At 48.4% G+C, this 2113-nt stretch carries 1 protein-coding gene and 1 pseudogene; both read left to right on the top strand.

Annotated elements, in window-relative coordinates; translation table 11 throughout:
• Positions 1 to 162: 162 nt before the first annotated feature.
• Entirely contained in the window at positions 163 to 1338 is a 1176-nt protein-coding gene (locus C5O24_RS12835; RefSeq protein ID WP_237613030.1) for an MFS transporter, read from the top strand.
• Between the two features lie 116 nt (positions 1339 to 1454).
• Positions 1455 to 2084, top strand: a pseudogene (locus tag C5O24_RS12830) (PfkB family carbohydrate kinase); the annotation flags it as partial.
• Positions 2085 to 2113 lie beyond the last annotated feature (29 nt).

Raw genomic sequence — 2113 nt, 5'->3', positions numbered from 1 at the left:
GGCTCGGAGAGTTGTATAAGAGACAGGCTACACAACTGAGGATGAAAGCAAATAACGCCGGACAAAATCAAAAAGTACCGCAGCAAACCATGGGTTACTGACGAGTTTCATAATATCAACTAATTTTTAAGAGTTACTTAACCGAAATACATATTTTAGATTATGGCTCAATCATTTGTCACCAGTCGCAAATCCTTCGTGATACAGATATTGCCCGTGATGCTGTGTTTCTTTGTAATGGGGTTTGTCGACCTTGTCGGCACGGCATCCAATTATGTGCAGAAAGATCTTGATCTTACCGATGCGCAGGCCAATCTCTTCCCCTCTCTCGTGTTTTTCTGGTTTCTGATATTTTCGGTGCCCACGGGCATGCTGATGAACCGTATCGGAAGAAAACACACCGTTCTGATCAGCCTGATGGTTACGGCTGTATCACTGTTCATTCCGGTTTTTGGCGACAGCTATATTGTCATGCTGATATCATTCTCGCTGCTCGGAATAGGTAATGCGATAATGCAGACATCGCTTAATCCGTTGGTGACTAATCTTATCAGCAGCGACAAACTCGCGTCGACACTCACTTTCGGACAGTTTGTCAAAGCGATTGCCTCGTTTCTCGCCCCCGTGATAGCCGCATGGGGAGCTACTACCGTGTTCCCCACATTCGGACTCGGCTGGAGAGCGCTGTTCGTGATATATGCTGTCATAAGCTTCCTGTCTATCTCACTGCTCGCAGCCACACCTATCGACGAGGAACGACCCGACAGGGCATCAGGCATAGGAGAGTGTATCAGATTGCTCGGACGTCCGTTTGTGCTGCTGTGCTTCATTGGCATAATGTGTCATGTCGGGATAGATGTGGGTACCAATACCACAGCTCCCAAAATCATTATGGAGCGTCTTGCACTGCCGCTTGAAGAGGCCGGATTCGCCACAGGAATCTATTTTATATTCCGCACAGTAGGGTGTTTCCTCGGAGCATTTATCCTCCGTACGGTCTCTCCACGGTTGTTCTTTGCCGTCAGCGTGCTCATGATGCTTGCAGGCATGGGCATATTGCTCGCATGCTCCGGCCTTGCGCCGATATATGTAGGCATAGGTTTGATAGGATTCGGTAATTCCAACATATTTTCGGTGGTATTCTCTCAGGCGCTGATGTCGGCGCCGACCGAAAAAAATGAAGTGTCGGGTCTTATGATCATGGGACTGTTCGGCGGAACGGTATTTCCGTTGGCCATGGGATATGCCGCCGATGCCATGGGGCAGATCGGAGCGGTGGCTGTTATGACCGCCGGAGTCGTTTACCTGCTGTGCTACACCGTTAAAATAAAAAGATAAGTAACTCTCAATAATCAGCTGCGAGTTTTTTCTGAGATTTTTTCGGGTGATTTTAGGCATTTCTGTCACTATCGTTTAAATTTGAACACTAACCTTATAAATATAACTCAATCGATATGAACGACATAGACATGGTAGTAGGAATGGGTGAGGCCTTGTGGGATGTTCTGCCCGAAGGCAAGAAGATCGGCGGTGCGCCGGCCAATTTTGCCTATCACGTATCCCAGTTCGGACTGCCAAGCTGCGTGGTGAGCGCTGTGGGCGCCGATGCACTCGGCAAAGAAATAGTGGAGAACTTTACCTCCAAGGGTCTGAATCAGCTTATAGCTGAAGTGCCATACCCGACCGGCACCGTACAGGTCGAAATAGATCAGGCCGGAGTTCCGCAATACGAAATCAAGGAAAACGTGGCATGGGACAACATTCCATGGACAAAGCAGCTTGAATCTCTCGCCGCACGTACAAAAGCGGTGTGTTTCGGCTCTCTCGCACAGCGCAATGTCGTCTCACGCAATACCATCAACCGTTTTCTGGATGCCATGCCCGGCAAAGGCGACAGTTTTGTTGTGTTCGACGTGAATCTGCGCCAGGGATTCTACAACAAGGAGATTCTATGCAACTCCATGAAACGTTGTAACATATTGAAGATAAACGATGAAGAGCTGGTGACAGTCAGCCGGATGTTCGGATATCCGGGTATCGACCTTCAGGACAAGTGCTGGATACTTCTTGGCAAATATAATCTGCCAAGAAGTATCCAGCACTTGTCCTGAAG

The organism is Paramuribaculum intestinale (genome assembly GCF_003024925.1).
Lineage (GTDB): Bacteria > Bacteroidota > Bacteroidia > Bacteroidales > Muribaculaceae > Paramuribaculum > Paramuribaculum intestinale.
This window is presented reverse-complemented; position numbering and strand designations above follow the sequence as displayed.

What these genes read in the sequence shown, in the direction of transcription:
- C5O24_RS12835 (WP_237613030.1), top strand. Translation starts at nt 163, where the DNA reads ATGGCTCAATCATTTGTCACCAGTCGCAAATCCTTCGTGATACAGATA.